General features: G+C 39.1%; 21 protein-coding genes. 4 read left to right on the forward strand and 17 right to left on the reverse strand.

Annotated elements, in window-relative coordinates; all coding sequences use genetic code 11:
- Positions 1-22: 22 nt before the first annotated feature.
- Genes MHH87_RS11220 through MHH87_RS11230 form a run of 3 tightly spaced genes read right to left on the reverse strand, consistent with a single transcriptional unit; the run spans position 23 to position 2,059 of the window.
- Positions 23-433, reverse strand: a complete 411-nt coding sequence (locus MHH87_RS11220; protein ID WP_340749393.1) for a Fur family transcriptional regulator — start codon at positions 431-433, stop codon at positions 23-25.
- The gene (locus tag MHH87_RS11225) at positions 430-1,296 is read right to left on the reverse strand and encodes a metal ABC transporter permease (RefSeq protein WP_340749394.1); all 867 of its coding nucleotides are present in this window, start codon (positions 1,294-1,296) and stop codon (positions 430-432) included. Before MHH87_RS11225 ends, MHH87_RS11220 begins: the two co-directional genes overlap by 4 nt.
- Positions 1,297-1,312: 16 nt before the next feature.
- On the reverse strand, positions 1,313-2,059 hold the full coding sequence (locus MHH87_RS11230) for a metal ABC transporter ATP-binding protein (protein ID WP_340749395.1): 747 nt from the start codon (positions 2,057-2,059) through the stop codon (positions 1,313-1,315).
- Positions 2,060-2,162: 103 nt separating this feature from the next.
- Between MHH87_RS11230 and MHH87_RS11235 the strand changes: the two genes are divergently transcribed.
- Positions 2,163-2,399 carry a hypothetical protein gene (locus MHH87_RS11235; RefSeq protein WP_340749396.1) on the forward strand — a complete coding sequence of 79 codons (237 nt, stop codon included), beginning with the start codon at positions 2,163-2,165 and terminating at the stop codon, positions 2,397-2,399.
- A gap of 98 nt (positions 2,400-2,497) precedes the next feature.
- Here the strand turns inward: MHH87_RS11235 and dacB are convergent, their stop codons facing one another.
- From dacB to MHH87_RS11250, 3 genes are all read right to left on the reverse strand, one after another.
- Positions 2,498-3,937: a D-alanyl-D-alanine carboxypeptidase/D-alanyl-D-alanine endopeptidase gene (gene dacB, locus MHH87_RS11240; RefSeq protein WP_340749397.1), complete on the reverse strand. Its 1,440-nt coding sequence runs from the start codon at positions 3,935-3,937 to the stop codon at positions 2,498-2,500.
- 112 nt (positions 3,938-4,049) lie between these two features.
- A complete protein-coding gene (locus MHH87_RS11245) occupies positions 4,050-4,937 on the reverse strand; it encodes a deoxyribonuclease IV (protein WP_340749398.1) in 888 nt (295 codons plus the stop codon).
- Positions 4,938-4,949: 12 nt separating this feature from the next.
- Positions 4,950-6,254, reverse strand: coding sequence for a DEAD/DEAH box helicase (locus tag MHH87_RS11250; protein WP_340749399.1), 1,305 nt, complete (start codon positions 6,252-6,254; stop codon positions 4,950-4,952).
- Positions 6,255-6,379: 125 nt separating this feature from the next.
- Here MHH87_RS11250 and vrrA point away from each other — a divergent pair, with 125 nt between their 5' ends.
- Positions 6,380-6,835 carry a VrrA/YqfQ family protein gene (vrrA, locus tag MHH87_RS11255; RefSeq protein WP_340749400.1) on the forward strand — a complete coding sequence of 152 codons (456 nt, stop codon included), beginning with the start codon at positions 6,380-6,382 and terminating at the stop codon, positions 6,833-6,835.
- A gap of 88 nt (positions 6,836-6,923) precedes the next feature.
- Entirely contained in the window at positions 6,924-7,892 is a 969-nt protein-coding gene (locus tag MHH87_RS11260; RefSeq protein ID WP_340749401.1) for a 4-hydroxy-3-methylbut-2-enyl diphosphate reductase, read from the forward strand.
- Positions 7,893-7,943: 51 nt separating this feature from the next.
- On the opposite strand, the gene MHH87_RS11265 is transcribed toward MHH87_RS11260, so the two are convergent.
- From MHH87_RS11265 to MHH87_RS11315, 11 genes are all read right to left on the reverse strand, one after another.
- Positions 7,944-8,162, reverse strand: coding sequence for a hypothetical protein (locus tag MHH87_RS11265; protein ID WP_340749402.1), 219 nt, complete (start codon positions 8,160-8,162; stop codon positions 7,944-7,946).
- Between the two features lie 12 nt (positions 8,163-8,174).
- On the reverse strand, positions 8,175-9,296 hold the full coding sequence (locus tag MHH87_RS11270) for a Nif3-like dinuclear metal center hexameric protein (RefSeq protein ID WP_340749403.1): 1,122 nt from the start codon (positions 9,294-9,296) through the stop codon (positions 8,175-8,177).
- Positions 9,293-9,988 (reverse strand): tRNA (adenine(22)-N(1))-methyltransferase, encoded by a 696-nt coding sequence (locus tag MHH87_RS11275; RefSeq protein ID WP_340749404.1) that lies wholly within the window; start codon positions 9,986-9,988, stop codon positions 9,293-9,295. The genes MHH87_RS11270 and MHH87_RS11275 overlap by 4 nt, the downstream gene beginning before the upstream one ends.
- Positions 9,989-10,096: 108 nt before the next feature.
- The gene (locus MHH87_RS11280; RefSeq protein ID WP_340749405.1) at positions 10,097-10,435 is read right to left on the reverse strand and encodes a c-type cytochrome; all 339 of its coding nucleotides are present in this window, start codon (positions 10,433-10,435) and stop codon (positions 10,097-10,099) included.
- 144 nt (positions 10,436-10,579) lie between these two features.
- Entirely contained in the window at positions 10,580-11,722 is a 1,143-nt protein-coding gene (locus MHH87_RS11285; protein ID WP_340749406.1) for an acyl-CoA dehydrogenase family protein, read from the reverse strand.
- Between the two features lie 290 nt (positions 11,723-12,012).
- A complete protein-coding gene (locus MHH87_RS11290; RefSeq protein WP_340749407.1) occupies positions 12,013-12,576 on the reverse strand; it encodes a hypothetical protein in 564 nt (187 codons plus the stop codon).
- A 259-nt stretch (positions 12,577-12,835) separates the two neighbouring features.
- Positions 12,836-14,056 carry an ISL3 family transposase gene (locus tag MHH87_RS11295; protein WP_340747992.1) on the reverse strand — a complete coding sequence of 407 codons (1,221 nt, stop codon included), beginning with the start codon at positions 14,054-14,056 and terminating at the stop codon, positions 12,836-12,838.
- A gap of 254 nt (positions 14,057-14,310) precedes the next feature.
- A complete protein-coding gene (rpoD, locus tag MHH87_RS11300) occupies positions 14,311-15,441 on the reverse strand; it encodes an RNA polymerase sigma factor RpoD (RefSeq protein ID WP_340749408.1) in 1,131 nt (376 codons plus the stop codon).
- A gap of 31 nt (positions 15,442-15,472) precedes the next feature.
- Positions 15,473-17,296, reverse strand: coding sequence for a DNA primase (gene dnaG / locus MHH87_RS11305; RefSeq protein WP_340749409.1), 1,824 nt, complete (start codon positions 17,294-17,296; stop codon positions 15,473-15,475).
- Between the two features lie 226 nt (positions 17,297-17,522).
- Positions 17,523-18,335, reverse strand: a complete 813-nt coding sequence (locus tag MHH87_RS11310; RefSeq protein WP_340749410.1) for a pyruvate, water dikinase regulatory protein — start codon at positions 18,333-18,335, stop codon at positions 17,523-17,525.
- Between the two features lie 12 nt (positions 18,336-18,347).
- The gene (locus MHH87_RS11315; RefSeq protein ID WP_340749411.1) at positions 18,348-18,986 is read right to left on the reverse strand and encodes a helix-turn-helix transcriptional regulator; all 639 of its coding nucleotides are present in this window, start codon (positions 18,984-18,986) and stop codon (positions 18,348-18,350) included.
- 420 nt (positions 18,987-19,406) lie between these two features.
- Between MHH87_RS11315 and MHH87_RS11320 the strand changes: the two genes are divergently transcribed.
- Positions 19,407-20,795 carry a glycine--tRNA ligase gene (locus MHH87_RS11320; RefSeq protein WP_340749412.1) on the forward strand — a complete coding sequence of 463 codons (1,389 nt, stop codon included), beginning with the start codon at positions 19,407-19,409 and terminating at the stop codon, positions 20,793-20,795.
- Positions 20,796-21,084: the final 289 nt, after the last annotated feature.

Here is a 21,084-nt window from a genome sequence, read left to right on the forward strand (position 1 = left end):
AGCTATAATACCATATTCATAATTAGATACAATTCGGGCACTTACCATAAATTTCGAATTTATGTGCCTCAACTTCGTAGCCAGGTAATTTCTCGCCTAGCATTTCCATGGGACAAATGGATAATTCTTTGACATTCCCACAATCACTGCAAATAAAGTGATGATGATGGTGATCTGATTCACAATGCATGCGGAAATTACGCTCACCATTTAATTCTGTTTCTTCTAAAATCCCCAAATCAACAAATGTGGAAAGGTTACGGTAAATTGTGTCAAAGCTCATACCAGGAAAGTCTTTTTTCAATACTGTTAGTAAGTCACGTGCAGTCAAATATTTTTCAGTATTCGAAAACATGTCTAAAATGAGCTCTCGTTTATCTGTTTTTTTATAGCCGTTATCCTTTAATATTTCCCACGCGCGCGTTGAATTCACAGTACTTGTTCCCCTTCCTTTTTCGCTGATAATTTAAGCAACACTTGTTTCGCTACAATAACAATTAATAATATGAGAATTGACGTGACAACGATTGTTCCGCCTGGTGCTAAATTTAAATAAAACGCACTAACTAAGCCAACCAATACTGATAGCTCTCCGAATAAAATGGCATAAATAATCGCTTCTTTAAAACCATTCGCAATGCGCATTGCAGCCGCTACTGGTAATGTCATTAAACTAGACACAAGTAAAATTCCTACAATCCGCATACTTGCTGCAATCACAAGTGCAACAACAACCATAAATAATAAATGGATCCATTTTGCTGGAAGTCCGCTCGCCTTCGCATATTCTTCATCAAATGATAGCACAAATAATTCCTTAAAGAAGAAGAATAAAAATATGATTACGACAACAGCAATGGCAACAACGACCCATAAATCTTGGCGTGACACAGCTGACACCGAACCAAATAGATAACTCATTAGATCTGTACTAAAACCACTCGCAAGCGAAATAAAAATCGCACTAAGGCCAATTCCGCCCGACATAATAATTGGAATCGCAAGCTCCTCATAATGCTTATAAAGACGGCGCAAGCGTTCAATTAAAATGGAGCCACTCACAGATGCAATAATTCCTAAATATATCGGATTTAGTAGCGCAAGTGCTGTTACGGACTGACTTAAATACAGACTCCCGGCAATTCCAGCAAGTGTCACATGTGATAGTGCATCCGCAATAAGCGACAGTCTTCGTACAACGATAAATACACCTAACAGCGGTGCGATCACTCCAATAATAAGCCCTGAGAAAAAGGCGTTTTGTAAAAATTCATAGTTTAGTATTGCTTCAATCATGTTTGCCTTCTCCTCTTTAGTGAATCTTTCTTACGGCGTGACCATACCAAGCATCTAACTCATTTTGCGAAATCGAGTCAAAGTCATTTTTATAGCCGTGGAAATGAATCGTTTGATTTAAACAAGCAACATGGCTAATGCGATTTGATACCGTGTCTACATCATGTGTTACTATAATCATCGTCATATTATGTTCCGCATTTAAATGCGCTAGCATATCATAAAACGCCTGCACATTTTCATGGTCAATCCCAACAGTCGGCTCATCTAATATGAGCAGCTTTGGTTCTGCCACAAGCGCACGTGCAATAAACACACGCTGTTGCTGACCACCTGATAGCTGACCAATATTGCGCTTCGCAAATTGCGCCATGCCCACAGATTGCAAGGCTATATGCACTCGTTCATTGGCGTCTTTTGGCATAAGTTTAAATAGCCCGACTTTTTTCGTGAGGCCGCTTTTCACAACTTCCTCCACAGTTGCTGGGAAGCCGGAGTTAAAAGCATTCGATTTTTGCGACACATAGCCAATCAATTCACGGTTTTTAAACATATTCGCATTTTCTTCAAAAAGGTGAATTTCACCTGACATCGGCTTTAATAACCCTAAAATTAATTTTAGTAATGTGGATTTGCCCGAACCATTCGGGCCAAGTAAAGCAAGAAAGTCTCCCTCTTCCACACGGAATGAGATATTTTTCAACACTTGCGTATAGTCATATTGAAACGACACATTTTTCAGTTCAATTAAAGTTTTTTTCATTCGTTTCTCTTCTTTCCAATTCAAAATCATTACGATTTACAATTTGTTAGTATAGTTTACTTTAAATGCTTTGTAAAGGAAATCAACTTGAAAGGATGCGAATTTGAATAAATTAGAATGGTTAGAAAATTTACAGACGATGTCAGATGAGGAATTACAAAAATTTGCCCAGGGAGAAGGACTTAGTTTTTCGCTAAAGGAAATCAAGAAACTGCGAAAATTATTTCAGAATGCCTCCGTTACTTGGCTATTTACTGGCATACCAGAAGACGTATTTGTTCGTGCAAACGGAATTATCGGTGAAGACCGCCTTAAACGATTACAACGACTACTTCTATAATAGATTATATCACTTAAAAAAAGAAAAGCGCCGGAGCAATATGCCGGCGCTTCTACTATAAAACAGTAAACTCTAGGCATGAATTTGCTGTTTTCTCATTAATAATTCGTAATAATCGATTCGACGACGCGGTCCATTGACTTAATAATTGTTGGATTTTTATTATCTGCCATTATCGAGAATGCAAAGGTGCGACCGCTTTTCGCTGTTACATAACCTGCTAATGTATAAACATTCGTAATCGAGCCCGTTTTTGCCACAACTCGCCCCCGTAATGCCGTCGCTGTAAAACGATTGCGTAAGCTGCCTCCAACTAAACGATCCTTTATTCCACCAACTGGAAGCCCTTTAGAAAATACCGGATAAATTTCTTCGTTTCGCATATTTACTAATAATAATGTTTGATTATTCGCTGATACCCGATTTTGGTGAGACATTCCAGAACCATCCTCTATCGACCACTTGTTCATTGCTAGGCCGATTGATGTACCATAATCACTCACTACCTTTAATCCTGTCGCTGTATCGCCAACACCATATACTTCGCGCCCCATTGCCTTCACTAAAATATCTGCAATGCTGTTATTGCTTAATTTAATAAATGTTGGATAAAGCGCTTTTAATGTTAACGAGTTTTTCGTATAAATTTTATTTGCTTGTTTCGGTACTTCTTTCTGACTCACAGTAGAATTGGAACGGAATTTCAATCCAGCTCCTTCTAAAATAAACTTGGCTGAATGTAATGTATTGATCGTCGGGTTTTGGAAGGTTACCCATTCCTTTGTTGAACTTCCTAAAGGTAAATTACCTGAAATGACGATTTCATTTGAGTTGTACTTACGTTTAATTGAGATCGTGTTTTTTAATCCTTTAGCTACGGTTTTCGCTTGATTAATGACTTTCATCCCGCTTAAATTTGGAATTGCTTCGTAGCTTACTGTTTTCCCTACTTTTGTTGACATGGCCGTAATAATAAGTGTACTTGCGTCATAATCACTATTCGGTGACATCGTTAAAGCCGAAGTCCGTGCCGCAAAGTAATACGTTTCTTCTTTTGCTACAATACCCGGTGTTAATGTCGAACCCGAGAATGCACTATCATCCCCGTATATATGGCCGTTAATTGTGCGAATCCCTTCATGTTTTAACACTTTAGAAAACTGTAGAAAATCATCCTTTTGAAGCGTCGGGTCTCCACTCCCTTTTATGTATATATCACCATTTAAAACCGTATCCTCAACTGTTCCATCAATGTAAAATTCCGTTTTAAAACGGTATTCTTCCCCTAGTTTTGCTAGTGCCGCACTACCTGTTAATAATTTTAATGTGGAAGCTGGTTTCATCGCAGTATTACCGCCTTGCTCATATAATACTTTGCCTGTTTGTAAAGAACGTAATGAAACCGTCACACTAGAAGACCCTAGATTTTTTGTAACCGCCTTATCCATAATGCTTGAGGCTACCGCTTCTATTGGCATAATCATCGTTGAAAATGCTAGCATAAACATTAGGAATAGCATAATTATTTTCTTCCCCAATAAAATCCCTCTTTTCTCTGTTTATTATTATTATGAAATAAACTATTGCAATATTAAATAAATTATAATCAAAAAAAGTACCAAGAGTCCATCTCTCGGTACTTTTTTACGATTAGTCGCGCATAGCATCGATTAACTCTGGCTTAAATTCACCTGAGCGCAGCATGTCGATTTCATATTTATAAGGTGCCTTTTTGTTTTTCGCATCTGGACCAACAAAAGGTGTTTCCAATATTTTGGGAACGTGCATTAACTGTTCATGATGCACAATATATTTTAGTGCATCAAAGCCAATTTCACCAAAGCCGATGTTTTCGTGTCGGTCTTTACCAGCACCGCGCACATTTTTAGAGTCATTAATATGCAATACTTTAATGCGGTCAATGCCGACAATTTTGTCGAACTCGTTTAATACACCATCAAAGTCATTTACAATATCATAGCCTGCATCATGCGTATGGCATGTGTCAAAACAAACAGATAGGCGTTCGTTATTTGTGACACCGTCAATAATTCGAGCGATTTCATCAAAGCTTCGGCCAATTTCTGTTCCTTTGCCAGCCATTGTTTCAAGAGCGATTTGCACTGAAAGTTCCAGAGACAATACTTCGTTTAAGCCTTCGACGATTTTAGCGATTCCAACATCTGCCCCTGCGCCAACATGGGCACCTGGATGTAGGACGATTTGTGTCGCTTCAAGTGCAGCCGTACGTTTGATTTCCTCTTGAAGGAAATCAACGCCTAGCCGGAACGTCTCTGGTTTGGTTGTATTGCCGAGATTAATAATATAGGGAGCATGGACAACAATATTGCTCATGCCGTTTTCTTGCATATGCAGAAGACCTTTCATTATGTTTAGCTCTGCAATTGATTTACGGCGCGTATTTTGCGGTGCACCTGTGTAAATCATAAATGTGTTGGCACCGTAAGAAAGTGCTTCTTCGCTTGCACCAAGAAGCATATGCTTACCGCTCATCGACACGTGAGAACCTAGCAACATAAAAGAATCCCCCTAGTCATTATTACGGCGTGCTTTAATACGACGCTCGCGTTTTTTGACTTTTTCCATTTCCCATTTCATATTACGCTTGTAGCCTGGTTTAACTTTCTTCGGCTTACGTACTAATGCTTTGGCTTTGACATCAATTTCATTTTCTTGTTTCACACGATTTTTACGTTGGTGACGGTCTTTAAGATCTGTCCATTCACCATTTTTCACGTCTTTTTGAGCAAATGGAATACCCATTTTTTCAATACGCGCAATTGCATCCTCGTCCTCTGGTTGGAAAAGCGTAATCGCTGTTCCTTTTGTACCTGCACGCGCTGTACGACCTACACGGTGGATGAAGAATTCTAGATCCTCTGGAAGTTCGTAGTTAATTACATGTGAAATTCCTTGAATATCAATACCACGCGCAGCAAGATCAGTTGCTACGATGTATTGAAATTCAAGATCACGAACTTGCTTCATCATTTTTTTACGGTCACGTGGACTTAAATCTCCGTGAATTTGACCAACGCGAATACCTTGCTCCGCTAGGAAGTTAGCTACTGATTCCGCATTTTTACGTGTATTACAGAAGATCACCGCTAAGAATGGATTAATCCCTTTCATTACTTCCAGTAAACGTGTATTACGTGCTTTTGAACGAATCGGCACTAGAACAAAGTCAATGCCTTCTGCTACTGGCTTTTTGTCGTTCATATGGATGTGCACAGGTGCGTCCATATATTTTTTTAGAAATGGTTTTAAGTTCTCAGGAATTGTAGCTGAGAACACGTACATTTCTAGGTTTTCTGGCATATGTGAAGCAAAGCCATCAATTTCCTCAATGAAGCCCATATCAAATGCTAAATCTGCCTCATCGACAACTAAAATAGGTGCCGTGTGTACAAGTAATGCATTTTCTTTTACTAGGTCACGAATACGTCCTGGTGTTCCTACCACGATCTGTGGCTGAGTTTTTAATTTATCGATTTGACGTTGTTTGTCTGTTCCACCAATAAATAATTTTGACTGAATGTCCGTTCCTTCAGTTAATTGGTTTAGCGCATCAAAAATTTGTTGCGCTAGCTCACGAGTTGGAGATGTGATCACCGCTTGAACTTCTTGTTTTTCTTCATTAATACGTTGCACGATTGGCAATAAGAAACTATGTGTTTTCCCTGTACCAGTATGCGCTTGTCCGATTGCACTCTTCCCTTTTAATACGAGTGGAATCATTTCTTTTTGAATGGGTGTCGGTTCTGTAAATCCAAGTTTTGCAATGGCGTCCTGCAAAAATGGCTTTAAATTATAATCAGTATATTTCGACATTTTTCGTACCTCCTTACATCTATCCTAGTGTACCATAATTCGTACATTTAGTAGACCATTTGCATATGATAGCTTTAATCCCCCCTAGCGTCAAATAGTAATTGTTATAAAGAAAGGAGAATATGATGCGACCTCCGTATTTTTATCCACCAACGTATACGATGAATGCGTTCCAAATGCCCTATGCGGGTTTTTCGCCTTTTGCGATGAGACCTCCTATTCCAATGCAAGCGCCTTTTCCTATGCAACCGCAAATTCCAGTGCAACCGCAAATCCCATTGCAAGCGGCTACTGGTGCGATGCCAAGAATCGACAGCTTTCTAGCCAATGCCAATTCACTATTTAATAATGCGCAAAAATTTACGCCATATTTTCAACAGGCAGCCCCAATGTTTAAAAATTTGCCTGCCTTATGGAAAATTTACAAAGGCTTTAAAGATACACCAGCAGATTCAGATTTTGAATTAGAATCAACCGCGCCGCAAGCAACAGGACCTGCACAACCACAGCCACAGAGCCAAGTCCCATTAACACCTCGTCCATCTGTACCAAGAATTTACCAGCCGCCTTTTGATTTTTAAAAATAATAAAAATACAGCATGAACTTTTGTATTAAACGTGTCCCTCCGTTATAATAAATATACGGAAGCACGAAAGGAGTTCATACAGTTGAAAGTACTTAAAATCAATCCACGTGGCTATTGTTATGGTGTTGTTGACGCTATGGTCATCGCACGCAATGCAGCAATGGATAAAACATTACCTCGACCAATCTACATACTAGGTATGATTGTGCACAATAAACATGTAACAGATGCATTTGAACAAGAAGGCATCATTACTCTTGACGGAGAAAATCGTAAAGATATTATCGAACAAGTGGAACAAGGAACGGTTATTTTTACAGCGCACGGCGTATCACCTGAAATTCGTGAAATTGCTAAGCGTAAAGGACTTGTATCAATTGATGCTACATGTCCTGATGTAACAGTTACACATGATTTAATTAGGGAAAAAACGGCAGAAGGCTACGATATTATCTATATTGGTAAAAAGGGACATCCAGAGCCCGAGGGAGCAATCGGTGTTGCACCCGACCATGTTCACTTAGTGCAATCAATAACAGATATTGACAATCTGAAGTTTGAAAATAAAAAGATTTTAGTAACAAATCAAACAACAATGAGTCAATGGGATGTTTCATTTTTGATGGATAGTTTAAAAGAGAAATTCCCGCATATTGAAGTGCATAAGGAAATTTGTTTGGCTACTCAAGTACGTCAGGAAGCGGTTGCCGAGCAGGCTGGCGTTTCGGATTTATTGATCGTTGTCGGGGACCCAAAATCAAATAATTCGAATCGCCTAACGCAAGTTTCGGTTGAAATCGCTGGCACACCGTCTTATCGTGTGGCCGATATTTCAGACCTTAAATTAGAATGGTTGGAAGGTGTAGAAACCGTTGCTGTTACAGCTGGTGCATCAACACCAACACCGATTGTGAAGGAAGTTATTGCATTCTTAGAAAAATTTGACCAAAACGATCCTGCTACACATGAAATTGTTCGTACAGTAACGCTTGATAAAATTTTACCCAAAATTAAAGAACCTAAGCCTGTCGAAAAAATTATGCCTTACTAATTAAAAAGGGAACCTAAACTATTTTAAAATAGTTTAGGTTCCCTTTTAGCCTTATTTTTCACAATTAAATTGATACGATGTCGTGACGATAAAGCCACCTTTTTCGACGATTGCCTGGCCGCCCTCACTCTCACAATTTGTAACCAGCAAATCAATTTGTTTATTATAAATAACTGACATAGCTATGGTGAAACCTAGTCCGATAATGGCAATAATTCCACCAATAACAAGCCACGCTCGGGCATTATTTCGTTGTTCATTTTGTTCCATTTCAAATTCCCCTTAAATGAATGTAAACGGCTCTGTATGAATTTGGGATTGAATAAATTCTACTGGCAATTTTTTCTCTGAACAAAGCGTTGCCATTTTCTCAACAACACCTTTGATCATCACTTTTTCTACATGATGACCTGGATCTACAATGCTCAGTCCTTGAACCTCTGCATCTTGCGCCATGTGGAAGCCGATATCACCTGTAACAAATACATCTGCACCGGCACGTTTTGCAGTACGGATATATTTATTACCATCACCACCAACAACCGCTACCTTTGATACAAGCCCTTCAACAGGACCTACTACACGCACACAAGGCACGTCTAGCTGCACTTTAACGAACTCCGCGAACTGCTTTAATGTCATTGGCTCAGCAAGCTTTCCAATGCGTCCTAAGCCCTGTTCGTTCGTTTCAAGCGCCATGACAAATAAATCATACGCTGGCTCCTCATATGGATGTACGTTTAACATTGCCTTCAATACTTTATTTTTCATCCAAGTTGGAAACACGACTTCAATTTTTTGTTCTGTCTCCTGTTGTACCTCACCAATTTCACCAACGAACGGATTCGCGCCTTCAAGTGCTCGGAAGCGCCCTTCACCTAATACGCTAAAGCTACATGTATCATATTGACCAATTTGGCCTGCACCGGCTGTAGCAAGTGCCGTACGCACAGTTGTCGCATACTCCACTGGTACAAACACAGCGAGCTTCATTAATTGCTCACTATACGTATGCTCTAAAATTTGACGTTGCTGCAATCCTAGTGCGTCTGCTAATAAATCGTTCACACCACCTTGTGCAACATCCAGATTTGTATGTGCCGCATAAACAGCGATATCATTTTTAATAAGCTTTTCATACAATTTGCCTTGTGGGTTGTCCGTTCGTAAATTCGCCAGTTTGAAGAAGATCGGGGGGTGATGTGCAATAATTAGCTCACATCCCTCCGCAATCGCCTCCTCTACAACAGCATCAGTTACATCTAGCGTGACAAGGACCTTAGTTACTTCTTTATTTAATGTACCAATCGCTAGTCCAATCGGATCATTTGGCATACATGCAAGTTTTTTTGGCGACCATGATTCAAACAATTGAATGATTTCATTGCCATTTACTTTCTTCATGCAAGCGCCTCCTGTACGAGCGAAATGAGATGATTTAATTCTGCACGTTTTGCTTCAATTTCAGCTGTTGCATCTGCTTTTTCAATTGATGTTAGTACACGCTGCCAATTTGCCACTTCACGGCTCCATTTTTGTACAAAAATATTCGTACGATTCGCAAGCAACTGCTTCCCTAATAGAATTTCGGCTTCTGTTAATGCCATTGCACCTCGTTGTAGTACTAATACTTCATACACTTTCTCATCTTCTTCTAAAATCACTTCATCTTGTAAAGCCCAACCATTTTTTAACGCCCATTCACGAATGACTTTCGCATGAATATTTGGTTGAAGGATTAAGCGTGTCACAGATTTCAAGGCCCCTGGATGCTTTTCTAAAATCGACACAATTAATGGACCACCCATACCAGCAATCGTTACCGTATCAACACGATCCGACTCCTCTATAGCAGCTAACCCATCTGCCATACGAACGATAATTTTTTCAGTTAGTTCTTCTGTACGCACTTGACGCACCGCCGATTCATAAGGACCCTTTACAACCTCGCCAGCTACTGCACGTGCAGCGATGCCTTTATGAATTAAATAACACGGTAAATACGCATGATCACTACCAATATCTGCAAGTACTGCTCCTGTTGGAACAAAGAACGCTACCGATTCTAGTCTTTTTGAAAGCTTTTGTGCATTCATAATTTATTACCTCACTTAAACATTTTCGCTAAATTTCAGCATTCCTCTTCTATTATATAAAAAAATAAATCCTTAGTCGCCTAAACAACTAAGGATTTACAAAAAATATTATTTTAATGAAGAAATGTAATCAGCAATTGCTTGAGCTTCAGCTTCAGATTTCATACCTGGAGTCATAAAGTTAGAGCCTTCTAAGCCGTTTACTAGAACGTCAGTGATATGTGCTGGATCTTGACCTACTAATTTAGGACCCATACCACCCTCTAATTCGCCGCCGTGACAGCTAATGCAAGATGCTACTAAGTCCGCGCCACCTTCTGCTGTTTCAGTAGTTTCTCCGCCTTCTGCTGCTTCTTCCTTGGTTGCACCTTCTAATGACATAAAGAAAATAAGTCCGATACCGAATGCCATAATTAAGATGTAAGGAATAATTGGATTGTTTTTCATCTGTGTACCCTCCCTCATTTATAATTCTACTTCTATAAATAATAGAATCTAGTCAACAATCATTATTGTACTGCATTCTATTCAAAACGAAAAGCCCTAAACACGAACTTTTACGATGATTGTAACAAAATAGACATTTATCTGTTATTGTTGCAAAATATGTCTTGCAATAACCATTTTTTGGACTTCGGACGTTCCTTCCCCAATTTCAAGTAATTTTGCATCGCGTAGGAAGCGCTCCACCTCGTATTCCTTCATATAGCCATATCCCCCGTGTATTTGAATTGCCTCATCACAGACCTCCATCGCCATTTCCGAAGCAAAGTATTTGGCAATGGCCGCTTCCTTGCCAAACGATCGACCTTGATCTTTTAGCCATGCCGCCTTATAAACAAATGTGCGTGCCAGCTCGATCTTTACTGCCATATCAGCTAATTTAAACTGCGTAGCCTGAAATTCAGCAAGCGCTTTACCAAACTGCCTACGCTGTTTTGAATATTTTACCGCTTTATTAAAGGCTCCTTGCGCAATCCCTACAGCCATCGCAGCAATTCCTATACGCCCACCATCCAGTGTCGTTAAAAACTGCTTAAAGCCATTACCGCGCACACCTAGTAGATTTCCCTCTGGTACGACGACATTATCTAGAATGAGTTCAGTCGTATTTGAAGCATTAAGGCCCATTTTGTCATAATCCGCTTTAATGGTAAAACCTTGCGTATCAGTTGGAACGATGACCGCACTTATTTCTTTTTTCCCTTTTTCAATATTCGTAATCGCTGTCAATGCTAAATGCTTAGCATAGCTAGCATTTGTAATAAACACTTTTGAACCGTTAATTGTAAACTGTCCATTTGCAAGCTTAGCACTCGTTTCGGTACCTCCCGCATCAGAACCTGCATTCGGCTCCGTTAAACCAAATGCACCAAATGACTCGCCTTTACAAATAGGCACCAAATATTTTTGCTTTTGCTCCTCTGTACCGAATAAATTTAGCGGCGCGCCGCCTAGTGAAATATGTGCAGAATACGTAATTCCTGTCGATGCACATACGCGGCTCAGCTCCTCTGTAACAATGGCAAAACTGATAGTATCAGCACCTGCCCCCCCGTATACTTCTGGAAATGGTAGTCCCATCATGCCCATTTCAGACAATTGTTTAAATACTTTCAGGGGGAATTCCTTCGTTTTATCACGTTCAATCGCACCAGGGGCAACTACCTCATCAGCAAACTCCTTTAGTGTCTGTTGAATCATCTTCTGTTCGTCCGTTAAATCGAAATGCATCACGTTCACCCTTTCGGTAAAATGCTAGCTATAATCCTATTTTAATAGAAATTCCATTCTTTTAACAGAATAAACCAAACATATTGTAGAATATTTTAATACCACAAAATTATTTCAAGGTTTGTAAAATTTATTATTCAAGGGATTTATTATGCTGATATTTTTTTATATTAGAAAGACACAACTCACCCAAAATAGGATCAGTTGATGTCCTTACTTATGTGGATGAGAAAGCTATACTTTCTTATTCACCAAAATAAAAAAAAGCCCTTCCTCGAAAGGAAAGACCGTCATGCTTTACCAAAAATAAACCAAAAACCCGCCATTACAACTAAGCCAAGCCCCCCTGAAAACGTGAAATAGACTAGCTTCATCTTTAAACCAGATAATAACCACATAGCACAGTTTAATGCGAGTAAACCGTATAGCACCATATCATTATTCTCGAAATAGGAGGCACTTACTTTTACACTTAACCCTAAAAACAATAAGGCAGACGTCAATTGTAATACAGGTGCCAATACGTTATTTTTTTTCGCAAAATAAAACGCAGTCATTAAACAAATAAAGGCCGCTACACCTACGATAACTGCAACGAGCCACACAACTTTCACTGTAAATAGTAGCGCTAATAAAATAATTGCGACAAGTGGAAATATTAAAGCTCGTCCCTTACTTTTACGATTTTCCTGTGCTTTAACAGCCTGTGTGGCATTGCCCTTCATTTCTTCTTGATCTTGATTTCCTTCTGTGTAAAGCGTCAACAAAAAGTCACAATAATGTTCCGGCAATAGTTTATTTTTCTTCCAAAATGCAATTTCATTAACAATGATTTGCTTTTTTTGATTTGACATAAGCATTTCTCCAAAATTGTTTAATTATGTATATACAACTATTGTAAGTGAATCGGAGTTGTTCTCGCATCCGTAAAAAGTAACATCATTCACACATAATAGACCTATTTTAAAGAAAAGCTTTGTTGAACGCTACTATTGATTTTTCAACAAGCGTATAGTCTCGCCAAAGGTCAACACAACGTCGGTTATGCTGCATGGATGCCGTATTTTTACGGTTCTTTGTCAATAGTTGGGGTGGGGATACAATTCTCCACCCTTATCCTATTTCATTGCCGACTGTTTTGTATTGATGTGTTAATAAAATTTTGGCGCGTAATCGATCAAATCGACGGTAGCCAAAAGCATTGCGTTTAATTACTTTTGTTAAATTATTTAAACCTTCTACGAAGCCATTTGAATAGTTAAATGTAAAAGAGTTGAGGATTTCTGTTTGCCAATTTTGAAGGGTTTTCACACTGCGTTGAAACTCCGGAATATCAGCTTCTTCTACCGCTTCATAAAACTTCAGAAGGAATTCCTTCGTTTCCTTTAGTTTCTCTGCACCATTCTCTTTCGCCAGTTCAAACCATTCTCGAAACTGTTCCTTTAACTGATAAGCCAATTTTAATTCTGCTGAAAAGCTGAAATAGCGTTTTAAATACCACTGGTCTTTCTCAGTTACATCCTTAGGTTTCTTAAAAAATACATGACGCTTCTTCTTTACTTTCTTACGATCGTAATCATTCCATTCCTTCTGAATACGTACTCGAACACGATCGATTGCCCAATAAATATAGCGAACAAAGTGAAAGCGATCCGCAATGATAATTGGGTTATCCAGCGCTTCTTGAACTGCTGCTTTAAATGAATGACTCATATCCATAACGACCATTTCAACATTTGCCCCATGCTCACGCAAATAGGCTTTAATGGTTTCTTTTTTCCGGTCCGGTAAAATATCAATAGGTTCTTTTGTCACTGCATCGGCAATAATTAGTTGAAACTTTTCCCCACCTGCATTGCCTTTGAATTCATCAATGGCAATCACCTTTGGCAAGGCTGTTTCTCCCTTAATTTTTCCAGGAACAATCCGATCAAATCTGCGAATGATGGTACTAACCGATGCCCCATATTGGTGCGCAATCTCAGTGAAGGTTTTGGCTTTCACTGAACGGATTTGAGCCATTTGATTCCACTCATTAGAATAGCGTTGATAGGGCGAAACAACTTGATTCTTCTCCGCAAAACGCTTCCCGCACGTACAAGCATAACGGCGTTTACGATAAAATAAAGTCGTCATTCGTTCTGCCATTTTTAAATGTTTTACCTTAGTCCAACGATAATCGTGCACACGGCGTGTATCTTCTCCACAGTTTGGACAAACCTGCGTCGTTATGGGCATTTCAAAATGAATCAGATACTGCCCTCCACGCACCTCTGTCTTTAAAATAATCGCGTCTTCAAATCCTGGTAAACTTATGTTAGAATGCATGTACACGTAACCCCCATCTTATCTTTTGTTCAGCAACTAAAGTATAAGACATTTGGGTGTTACGTGTCTTTTTTTACCCTCAAATTGTAGTAATACCCCAACATTTAGTATAGAACCATTTTTACCAACCCCACCTGCTATACAAGGCAAGGTTGCACAAAGTTTTTAGCTACTAACCCTTTTTTCATAAAATTCAACAATGAAATTTAACAGAGCCTATAGAAAAAGAGCACTCCGGCTAACCGAAGTGCTCGTAAATACTATTCTAAAAAGTCTTTTAAACGTTTAGAGCGTGATGGATGACGTAGCTTGCGTAGAGCTTTTGCTTCGATTTGGCGAATACGCTCACGTGTAACGCCAAATACCTTCCCTACTTCTTCTAAGGTACGTGTACGGCCATCATCTAAACCGAAACGTAGACGTAATACATTTTCTTCACGGTCTGTTAATGTGTCCAACACATCTTCTAATTGTTCTTTTAATAACTCGTATGCCGCGTGATCAGATGGGGATTGTGCTTCTGAGTCTTCTATGAAGTCTCCTAAGTGGGAATCGTCCTCTTCCCCGATTGGTGTTTCAAGAGATACTGGCTCTTGTGCAATTTTTAAAATTTCTCGTACTTTTTCAGGCGTTAAGTCCATTTCTTCCCCGATTTCCTCTGGAGAAGGCTCGCGACCTAAGTCTTGAAGTAATTGACGTTGTACACGAATCAGTTTATTTATTGTTTCAACCATATGCACAGGGATACGGATTGTACGCGCTTGGTCAGCAATCGCGCGTGTAATCGCTTGACGGATCCACCACGTTGCATAAGTTGAGAATTTGAATCCTTTGCGATGGTCGAACTTTTCAACCGCCTTAATAAGACCCATATTCCCTTCTTGAATTAAATCAAGGAATAACATACCACGACCAACATAACGTTTTGCAATTGATACTACAAGACGTAAGTTCGCTTCTGCTAAACGTTTACGCGCTTCTTCGTCACCTTGCTCAATACGTTCTGCTAAACGAATTTCTTCTTCAGCAGATAATAAATCTACACGGCCGATTTCTTTTAAATACATGCGTACTGGATCGTTAATTTTAACGCCAGGGGGAACACTTAAATCATTTAAATCGAATGCTTCTTCGCTGGCTTCTTGCTTAGAAAGTGCATCCTCCTCAAATTCTTCTTTCCCATCAACTGTAATATTATCATCGGCATCTAATAATTCGGCAAAGTTGAAAATTTCTTCATTCTCAACATCGAATTTAGATAATCGATCCGAAATTTCCTTCATTGAAATTTCGCCGTCTTGTTTAGCCTTTTCTTGAAGTAACTTTTTAACCTCTTCTATTGAAAGCCCATTTACTAATGTTTCTTTCGAACGTTCTGACTTGTCCGCCATAAACCTTCCTCCTTCTAACAACCAAATCGCGTTAAATTCCCGTTAACGATCTTCTTAAATGAATTATCTGTTGGGCAATTTCAAGTGCTCGTCTATGTTCGTGCATCTTTTCCGCTTCTTTTTGATCATGACTTAATCTATCTATTTCTACTTTTAAACGGTGTTTTTGTATTTGCTTTAAACAATCTGCAATTTCGGCTTCAGCATGTTCTGGATCACGTTCTACAAGGGCCGCCTCCATTACTATTTTGCGCAATTCTGCATCATTTAAAACTTCGGCAAAGCGCTGATAATCAGCTGTGGGAAATTCCTCATAAAAACCGATTAAACGTACAAATACTGCAGCGTATTCATCTCGGATAAATGGATGGGGATCCTCACTATTTAATACTTTATCCACAACATGTACATTGTGTAACATGTGTGACAATAATAAACGTTCTGCACGGTCAGTCGCGGTTAGTGGCTTCCTATGTTGCACCATTTCAAGCTGCGGTCGCATTTTTTGCTGTACGCGCTTCTGATGCTTCACTTCATCTGCCCCTAATTTACGAAACTGTGCATAAATGGCCTCTTGCGAAATATCCGTTTCACTCGCAAGCTGTCGAATATATAAATCGCGTTCGGTTGGCGAAGATTTACCCGTAAGATGCTCAAGCACCTCTTGGATATACTGCAATGTATCATTTTCAAATTGAAAATTTTTACCTTTCTTAGCGTGCATCATCATGAAAGCAATGTAAGCATGAGGTTTTTCTAATATTTGATCCGTAAATGCCTCTGCTCCGTATTGTCGAATGTAGTCATCCGGGTCAAGCTTATCGGGTAAAACTGCTACCTCAACTTTCAGCTTTTCTTCATGCAACATTTGAGCGGCCCTCTTTGCAGCCTCAAAACCAGCATTATCACCATCATAGCAAATCGTAATTTGCTCCACTAAGCGCTTGAGCTTTTGTATATGCTGGGGTGTTAAAGACGTACCCATTGTTGCTACTACATTAAAAACGCCTGCTCGATTTGCGGCAAGCACATCGACAAAACCTTCCATTAATACAACTTGGCGACTTTTTCGAATCGCGGCTCTTGCCTTGTCCAAATTGTATAGCACCTGACTTTTATGAAAAATCGGTGACTCCGGACTATTTAAATACTTTGCTTCATCGGCACCTGTAGTTAATATACGTCCAGAAAAAGCAATGACCTTGCCGTTTTCATCGCGAATCGGGAATATAATTCTGCTCCGGAATCGGTCAAAATACGTTTGATCGCTTTCTTTTTGAATAATGAGGCCACTTTCAGCCATTTCGTCTAGCGGAAACCCTTTTCGTTCCAATAGTACAGATAGGGTGTCCCAAGAAGGTAACGCCCATCCTATACGATTTGTTTCGATTAGTTCACGGGTAAATCCTCTTTCTAGCAAATAATTTAATGCAGGTTCCCCGTCTTCCGTATTGACCAACAAATGATGATAAAATTCGACAGCAAAGGCATGGGCCTCGCGCATCGATTCCTCTTTCTTTGAAAAAGGCTTGGTAGCTTGTTGTCCAGTTTGTACCTGCACATCTATCGAAACGCCTACGCGCTCTCCAAGTTTCACTACCGCATCTGGAAACGCGATATTTTCCATGTCCATAATGAACGTAATCGCATTACCTCCTGCTCCGCAGCCAAAGCAGTGAAAAATCTGTTTATCTTGAGACACTGAAAAAGAGGGTGTTTGTTCACCGTGAAATGGACATAATCCAAACCAGTTGCGCCCTCTCTTCGTTAACTGCATATAATCGCTAATTACATCGACTATATCAGACTGCGAACGAATCTGCTCAATCAAATGTTCAGGTATTTTCCCAGTCATTTCATCACCATCTATAAGTTGCTATCTAACAAGATTCGAGATGAATTCGAAAAATCCTCTATTTTACGACAAAAAAAGTAGGTTGTTTCTTACTTATCTCTCTTAAATAATATTTTTACCACAATTTTATTATTATAAAACAAAACGAGTAATATATCCATGTTTTTTAAATAATTCGCGTTAAAAAAACCTCCTCTTTACCTAGAGGTGGCTTTATTTAAATTATTTATTTGTTTCGTTCAAGAATATCTATTATTTTATTTGCTGTTTCTTCTACCGCTTTATTTGTCACATCAATTACCGTACATCCGACTTTATTCACAACTTTATAGAAATGTTCAATTTCTTGTTCAATGCGAGAATGCTGTGCATACACTGCATCCTCCGTTAAACCAAGTGCAATTAAACGTTCCTTACGAATATTATTTAACTTTTCTGGAGAAATAACTAAACCAAAACATTTTTTCGGATCAACTAATTCTAACTCTTTAGGTGGTTCTACTTCTGGTACGAGCGGGACATTTGCCACTTTTAAACGTTTATGAGCTAGATATTGTGATAAAGGCGTTTTTGACGTACGTGAAACACCGAGAAGTACAACATCTGCAAGTAAAAGCCCACGCGGATCTCTGCCATCATCATATTTCACTGCAAATTCAATGGCCTCTATTTTTTTAAAGTAGTAGTCATCTAGCTGATGCACAAGTCCTGGCTGCTCCAAAGGTCGCTCGTCCACTGAACGTTCAATGAGTTCCATCATTGGACCAAGTAAATCTATTGCTGGAACATTATTTTCGACCGCTATACTGTACAGCGCTTTACGCATTTCCTTTTCAACAAGAGTAAATACAATAGCCGCCTTTTGCTTTTTAGCAATATGTACAATTTTTTCGATTTGATCAATTGTCTCAATATGAGGAAATCTACGAATGCTTACTTTTTCGAAATTTGGTCTAAACTGGCTTACAACAGCCTTCACTGCATTTTCACCTGTTTCACCTACAGAATCCGAAACAACAAAAATCAATAGTCTTTTCATGTTATACTCACCTTACAAATCATGCGTATCTGCTAGAGAAATAAACGCACGCGTAATATTTGTTTTTGTTAAACGTCCAACAATTTCAAGTCCGTGCTCCGTTTCATTCACAACTGGCATGGAATCAATTTGACGATCAATTAGCTTTTTTGCAGCTAAAATAAGCGAATCTGTTTTTAAACAATACGCAATATTCGGCATTCTCGTCATAATAATATGTACAGGAATTTTATTTAAATCTTGCGTCCCAATACTTGATCTAAGAAGATCTTTACGAGAAAGAACTCCTTGTAAATAGGCATTTTTGTCCACAACAAATAAAGTACCCACATCCTCTAAAAACATATGACAAATGGCATCATATACCGTCATATTTTCAGAAACGACAACTGGTACTGCCTGAAAATCTTTTACTTTTAAATTCATCATAGACTCTGTTATTGATACTGCTGATTTCTTACCAGCGTAAAAATAGCCTACACGTGGTCTTGCGTCTAAAAAGCCCGCCATTGTTAAAATTGCTAAGTCTGGTCTAAGCGTTGCGCGAGTCAAACCAAGTCGCTCTGCAATTTGCTCTCCTGTAATAGGTCCATTCTCTTTGACGATTTGTAAAATAGCGTCTTGACGTTTATTGAGTTCTATTGGACTCACCCGCTTCAAATAGTGTTATACTGATTACTTAATTATTATATACTATTCTGTTATATATTGCTAAGAAAAGAACTGCATGCTAAAGTATTGACACAGGTTAATTTTTGACGCATAGTAAAGTCAAATAAGCAATGAACGGACAATAAGTATCTTTTCGACACGAGCGAGTAGGAGATGGTGAAAGCCTACAACAGAAAAGAGAAACGGCATCCGGGAGCTATCTTTTAAAAAAGTGGTTTATGAGTAAATAGTGATTACAAATATTACGTTTACTTATTAACAAACAGGGTGGAACCGCGGGTATTAGCACTCGTCCCTGGGCAAATATGCCCAGCGACGGGTGCTATTTTTGTTTCACTAGTCAGAAATTTAGCTCTCGTACTTGCTGTGGCAACACTATTATTGAAGGAGGTCATTTATATGACAAAAAAAACAATGGAAACAATCGTTAGCTTAGCTAAACAACGTGGCTTCGTTTTCCCAGGCTCTGAAATTTATGGCGGCTTAGCAAATACTTGGGATTACGGTCCACTAGGGGTCGAACTGAAAAACAACGTAAAAAAAGCTTGGTGGCAAAAATTCGTTCAAGAATCAGAGCACAATGTTGGTCTTGACGCTGCTATTTTAATGAATCCACGTGCTTGGGTTGCATCTGGTCACGTTGGTAACTTCAACGACCCAATGATCGACTGTAAATCTTGTAAAGCTCGTCATCGTGCAGACAAATTAATCGAAGACGCTTCCCTTGAAAAAACAGGCAAAGAAATTATTGTTGATGGTATGTCATTCGACCAAATGAAAGCAAAAATGGAAGAATTAGAAGTAACATGCCCAGACTGCGGTAAAGTAGACTTCACTGACATCCGTCAATTCAACTTAATGTTTAAAACATTCCAAGGTGTAACAGAATCTTCAACAAACGAAATTTTCCTTCGTCCAGAAACAGCACAAGGGATTTTTGTTAACTTTAAAAATGTTCAACGTTCAATGCGTAAACGTACGCCATTTGGTATCGCACAAATCGGTAAGTCATTCCGTAACGAAATCACTCCAGGTAACTTCACATTCCGCACACGCGAATTCGAACAAATGGAGCTTGAATTCTTCTGTAAACCAGGTACTGACCTTGAGTGGCACGCTTACTGGAAAAACTTCTGTAAAGACTGGTTATTAAATTTAGACATGAAAGAAGATTCTATGCGCCTACGTGACCACGAAGAAGACGAATTATCACATTATTCAAATGCAACAACAGATATCGAATTCCGCTTCCCATTCGGATGGGGCGAATTATGGGGCGTTGCTGACCGTACAGACTTTGACTTAAAACAACATATGGAGCATTCAGGTGAAGATTTCACTTATATCGATCCAATTACAAACGAACGCTATGTACCTTACTGCATCGAGCCGTCTCTAGGTGCTGACCGCGTAACGCTTGCATTCTTATGTGACGCTTATGATGAAGAAGCTTTAGATTGCGATGACAAACGTACCGTATTACGTTTCCACCCAGCTCTAGCTCCATTCAAAGCAGCAGTTCTTCCTTTATCTAAAAAGTTAGCTGAAGAAGCAACTGACGTATGGGCTGATTTACGTAAAGCATTCCCAGTTGATTATGATGAGTCACAATCAATCGGTAAACGCTACCGTCGTCAAGATGAAATCGGTACACCATTCTGTATAACGTTCGACTTCGACTCAAAAGAAGACGGCCAAGTAACAGTACGTCACCGCGACTCAATGGAACAAATCCGCATGCCTATTTCAGAAGTTAAAGCCTATATTGAAAAGCATTTACAATTTTAAGGAAAAGATTGGGACAGTGCCGCACTTAGCGGACTGTCCCTTTTTCTATGCATGCGGATTGCTGATGTAAAAGCCTATATCGAAAAGCATTTACAATTTTATTAATAACATTAGCGCTACCCAACAATTGGGCGGCGCTTTTTCGCGAGTTTTCATGGAAATAAATTGCATTTCACAAACTAAAAAGAATCAGATGAATATGTTGGATACTACACTAGTAGATATATAGGTGGTTACCTATTTTGAAGCAGGTCAATTTCGCTACTCTATTAATAAGACGAGGTAACCA

Source organism: Solibacillus sp. FSL H8-0538 (genome assembly GCF_038003525.1).
Taxonomy (GTDB): Bacteria; Bacillota; Bacilli; order Bacillales_A; family Planococcaceae; genus JBBOPI01.